Here is a 5,075-nt window from a genome sequence, read left to right on the forward strand (position 1 = left end):
CCGTTTTCTGAAGCGACCCCTATTAAAGAGCTAATGATTTGATTAATACAATAGCGCTTATAAGTTGGGTATTCAATAAGATTATAACTTATAGTATCGATTTAAGAATGATTCCAATTTTTAGGACTTTTTCAGCAGTGTAAAATGTTGGAGATGTTTGAAAAAATTGAAAAAAAATACTGGCAGGATAAAATCAAGAAAATCTCCAAATTCAGAGTAATAAAAATGCAAGATCTCGATGATGCAAAAGTGATAGAGGTACTGGCGAAGGTATTGACCAAAAAAGGTATTTCCAAGGTAAAGCACAATAGTTACATAAGTAAGGTGCTACAGATCACTACATCAGCGGGCTATAAGAAGTTGAATGGTGCGACCAAGTGGGAGGTTCAGCAACTCATAAAAGTAGTCCAATCCGTTGGCATGGATATGATTGAGTTTTTCCGTATTTATTATGAGGATAATAAAGAAATTCAAGATGCGATCTGGAACGATGGCCGCAGTGAACACTCTTGTAAGGTATGCCTCTATCCTGAAGGTTCGGAAGTAAACACAGAATACTCAGCACTGAAAGTAGCTGACCAATGGAACATTTTTCCGACAAATGATTTAAAAGATGAACTGCTTTATGAATCAAAACGAAGCATAGAAAGTATTGTCATAAATCCAAAGGTAATTAGCAGCACTAAGTATCGAATTGCACTACTTGATGACGATGCTAATATCACCGAAAGCTTAAAAGAAATCCTTTCGAACGATTATTATCAAGTAGATACTTATGATAACTTGAAAAAACTTACTCAAGCTGTCGCAACAAATCCGTATGACGCATATGTTTTGGACTGGATCATCGGTGATGAAACAAGCTTTAAGTTGGTTAAAGCTATAAGGTCGTCAAAAAATAAAAATGCAATGATAATCGTTCTTACAGGTCAACTATCTGGTATAAAAGATGATGAAATTGTAAAGTCAATTCATGATTATGACATTGTGGGACCATACGAAAAGCCGATTAAATCAGGCATCATCAAATCTAACATTGAAAAATATTTCGCCAGATAGATTATGAGAAATTTACTTGAATATTCCGGTAGCTTGATAAGTAACGATAGTTTGATCGTAGCACCTTACGATTATCAGAAGCTAAGCTATGAAAATATTTTACCATTAAACAATGGTCTTATAAAAAACTGGAATATACAAAAATTCTCAAGTGATTATTCTGAAATAGAACACCTAAATGTGATCAATGGCATGGGAGTGACATTAGGTGATTCTATCGTCGGGATTTCTGTGCTGTCAGCAATCAAAAAAAAGAATCCCAAGATTAAAATTAAGCTTATTCGACCGGAGACTGCACCGTCATATGTTGAGGAACTGTATGAATTAGCATCCTCGGTTATAGATGAGCTTCATTACATGCCTTTTCATATTCAGAAATTGCCTTGTACTGCATTGAATATTGATGTGGGAAATCAGCTATATTCTCCAGATTTCCATATTATGGAAATGCATGATTATTTTATCCAAGGTCTTGGCGTGAAACTTGATGATGTTAACCATAATGAGCTATCTAATAAATGGTTAGGCAATATTGATCTCGGAGCGCCAGTTTTTGAAAACTACACACTTTTTGCACCTATTGCTAGCACAAAAATAAGAAGTATACCGTCGAAGTTCTATTATGACATAGTTGATATGCTTTCTAGGCGCGAAGGAAAAACGGTACTAGGTTTCGTGGATGTGAATCATAAAAATTATATTAACATATCAAAGTATTCACCCCATACGAAAGATTTCATAGCGCTAATTAAGTATGCTAGCAACGTTTATACTTGTGACTCCTCTGCATTGCATATAGCCGCTGGATTTGGTGTACCTACTGAATGCGTGTTTAATACAATACCGCCAGAATTAAGAACAAAGTATTACAGTAATTGTAAGTCGATTTATGTTGGGAATAAAAGATTAGAAAAAATTCAGAGTAGTGAAGATTTCCAACTGGTTAAAATGGTGGAAAATAATTACAGGGAGTATCTTTATGGTTAAAATAATATCATTCTTATCCCTAATGCTTTTGTCAATTAGTGCATATAGCAATATTGGGGATATAGTTATAGATGGTTCAATCGCTAATGCTAACAGTGATAAAGGTTATGTGATTACTGAAAAGCAGTTTGATTCGTTCCCACGGGATACCATCGTAACGACAACACCTTGGACGCCAACCGGTAAAAAAGTAAAATTCAAGGGCGTCGACCTAAGTTATGTTTTAAAACTCGCTGGCGCTAATGGAGCAAAGCTAAAATTCCATGCTCTGAATAATTATGAAATCATTGTAGACATGAATGACGTTGAAAAATATAACATTTTATTGGCTACAGAAATGGATGGAAAAAGGCTTCAAATAAGGGATTTTGGACCTTATTTTTTGGTATATCCTTTAGATGAACATTATATTGAGCTTAACACGCCACACTATCTTGCACGGTTCATTTGGCAGATAGACAAAATTACGGTGCTCAAATGAAAAAAAATTTCTTTATCATTTTGGTTGCTCTGCTTTTGTTGATAGCATTCACTGTGTCTAGTGTTGTTAAGTACACCAGTCTTTTATCGGAGAAAAATTTATACACCGTCGCTGGCACCCAAGAAAACTACGGTTTCTCAGTGGCAAAATTCATTATACAGTTGAATGAGCTTTACACGCTAATCAATAGCGATAATACTATTGACGATGTTAGGCTTAAATTCGATATCCTTTATTCTCGTTTGAATGTTATTTATGTAAAGAGTGAGGCGACTGCACCTCTATATAAACAGCAAGGCTATGAAGAAACAATTGATTCGATAAACAAAAAGCTTGAAGACATAGACGGGCTGCTTTCGCATAATCACCCTGATTATAAAAAAATAAGTACAATCATAGCTGATATAAAACCGCTAACTAAAACCGTTACAAATCTTGCTGATATGGCTGAAATAGCACAAAGGAATGACGCTCTTAAAGATTTCAGGAGCAAACGTCAGCAGTTATGGACTCTGCTTTTTATTACAGGTGGGTTGATTTCCTTACTTCTTTTTGTCCTATTTATTTACATAAGTAAAATTAACCGATTGTTACTATCAGAACGGGCTGCTTTTGCCAGTAAAAATGCATTTTTAGGTATGGTAGGCCATGAACTCAGAACATCTTTACAGGCAATAGTGTCTATCATTGATGTCGTAACCAATAATCTGAGTGGAGGGATTAAATCTGGTCAGATAGAACGACTTGAAACTGCTGTTTCGAAAATGGAGCGCCAGTTAAATGATTTGGCTGAATTTGCAAAAATTGACAACGGATCTGTAGAGATAAAAAACACCTATAATAGCTTGCAAGCAATTGTTACTAACGCTGTGCAGGATTGCATTGCTATTTATGAAAAAAAGGATGTCACAGTTAAAATAAAAAACAATAATGATGCAGTGATTTTTACAGATGCTCTACGCCTTAATCAAGTAATTGAAAACTTAACCAGTAATGCTATTAAGTACACTGAGCGCGGGGAAGTTAATGTAGATTACTTTATAGAAAAAGGTAAGGTATTAAATATTGTCATTTCTGATACCGGAAAGGGAATCCCTAAAGACAAACTAAAGTTCATATTTAAACCATTTACACGAGTTGTAGATTCGAAATCCACTGTACCTGGATTTGGGATGGGACTTGCTATTGTTGCAGGGATAATCAGACTATTAAAAGGTACTATTCATATATCTAGTGAAGTAAATGTAGGTACAACTGTTACAGTGAGAATACCTATCAAGTTGGGAGATAGCAGCCTTGCAACAGCTGAGGTATCTGCTTCAGCTCCCGGAGATGTCTTCGGCGTTCTTAGCTTGCTTGTTATTGATGATAATGAAATGGCCTGTTCGTCTCTTTCCAGTCTGCTTACTAATGCTGGATACATTGTCGAGGCTACAACCTCGCCTGAACGAGCCCTGGAAAAGCTTCTGCGTAAACCTTATGACGTTGTCCTGAGTGATTTACAAATGCCAGGCATGACAGGTGATGAGCTGTATGCAACTGTTAGTAGCAGTCAGAATCCTAATCGATCCACGCCTTTCATATTCATCAGCGCATACAGTGATGCACACTCTATCGGACAGGCTCCTTTGTTAACTAAACCTGTCAGGTTAAAAGATATAAACCTTAAAATACATGAGGTTATGTCAAATCAAGGACGAGTCAAAAGTGAGTAGGCATTGTCGTAATATTTGCGATTATAGCTTTGGTGTTCTCGATCGTTGCGAATTTTGAAAATTTGAGTAGAATGCGAAGTTAAGCCGGTTAACCGGTGAGGGAAAGAGCTTGATATGCTTCTGGTATCGCTCTAAAAACAAAGCCCCGATAATCACTCTTCTGTTTGGCGACGCGAGTGTGATTAACGGGGCTAGGCATAAAACCTATGTAGGATTATACCCTATCATGCGCACATTTCAACCCTACAGACTCGCCATAAGGGCGGGGTCTGGTGACTGAACAAAAACGTTCAAGTAAAGCCCGGCCATCACCGGCTGGCGTACCAAATCAAAATCCTTGTTATAACGTTGCTTCGCGTAAGCGTCGGCGGTTTTTATCGCGCTGGATTCGTGTACTTACCACTCCTGCAGGTCGTCTCAAAATTCACCGCGAGTTACGCAGGCGTATCCGTAATTGCCGGTTTTGGGTAAATGATCCGAATAAGTACGGCCTTGAATCTCTCTGTGAACTGATGCTGGCCATACTCGATGATCTGGATTTTCGTACCTGGCAAACCAGGCACAATCTGGCAATCCTCGCAGAACGGGCAGGGTTAATGACCAGCGGCAAGTTTATATCTCTTGCTAGCCGTGGATGTGACCGTCTCTACTGGTTAGATTTGATCATCACCGATAAAGCAAAATTTAACCCTTATGATGCGAAATGTGCCTGTAAGCAAATTGAAGTTACAGAGAGCTTTTTTGCTGCGCTGGGGATGCCGCTAAAGTTGGTTTATCGGGAGCGTGCGCGCCTGTTAAATGAAGACCCTAACGAAGTGATCTTGACCCTCCAT

General features: G+C 37.8%; 5 protein-coding genes. All 5 read left to right on the forward strand.

Going from position 1 to position 5,075, the window contains the following annotated elements:
* The first annotated feature begins 144 nt into the window (after positions 1-144).
* Positions 145-1,059 (forward strand): helix-turn-helix domain-containing protein, encoded by a 915-nt coding sequence (locus LZ634_RS17865; protein ID WP_000891983.1) that lies wholly within the window; start codon positions 145-147, stop codon positions 1,057-1,059.
* 3 nt (positions 1,060-1,062) lie between these two features.
* Positions 1,063-2,046, forward strand: coding sequence for a hypothetical protein (locus LZ634_RS17870; protein WP_039267228.1), 984 nt, complete (start codon positions 1,063-1,065; stop codon positions 2,044-2,046).
* Positions 2,039-2,527, forward strand: a complete 489-nt coding sequence (locus tag LZ634_RS17875; protein WP_063923401.1) for a molybdopterin-dependent oxidoreductase — start codon at positions 2,039-2,041, stop codon at positions 2,525-2,527. Before LZ634_RS17870 ends, LZ634_RS17875 begins: the two co-directional genes overlap by 8 nt.
* Positions 2,524-4,242 carry a hybrid sensor histidine kinase/response regulator gene (locus tag LZ634_RS17880; RefSeq protein WP_000739198.1) on the forward strand — a complete coding sequence of 573 codons (1,719 nt, stop codon included), beginning with the start codon at positions 2,524-2,526 and terminating at the stop codon, positions 4,240-4,242. Before LZ634_RS17875 ends, LZ634_RS17880 begins: the two co-directional genes overlap by 4 nt.
* 272 nt (positions 4,243-4,514) lie before the next feature.
* Positions 4,515-5,075, forward strand: a 561-nt coding sequence (locus LZ634_RS17885; RefSeq protein WP_234507607.1) for a RepA protein, incomplete at its 3' end; no start/stop codon positions are given.

The organism is Kluyvera intermedia (assembly GCF_021440345.1).
In the GTDB taxonomy this organism is placed as follows: Bacteria; Pseudomonadota; Gammaproteobacteria; order Enterobacterales; family Enterobacteriaceae; genus Kluyvera; species Kluyvera intermedia_A.

Coding starts and splice junctions, on each gene's coding strand:
- LZ634_RS17865 (WP_000891983.1), top strand. CDS start 145: ATGTTGGAGATGTTTGAAAAAATTGAAAAAAAATACTGGCAGGATAAA.
- LZ634_RS17870 (WP_039267228.1), top strand. CDS start 1,063: ATGAGAAATTTACTTGAATATTCCGGTAGCTTGATAAGTAACGATAGT.
- LZ634_RS17875 (WP_063923401.1), top strand. CDS start 2,039: ATGGTTAAAATAATATCATTCTTATCCCTAATGCTTTTGTCAATTAGT.
- LZ634_RS17880 (WP_000739198.1), top strand. CDS start 2,524: ATGAAAAAAAATTTCTTTATCATTTTGGTTGCTCTGCTTTTGTTGATA.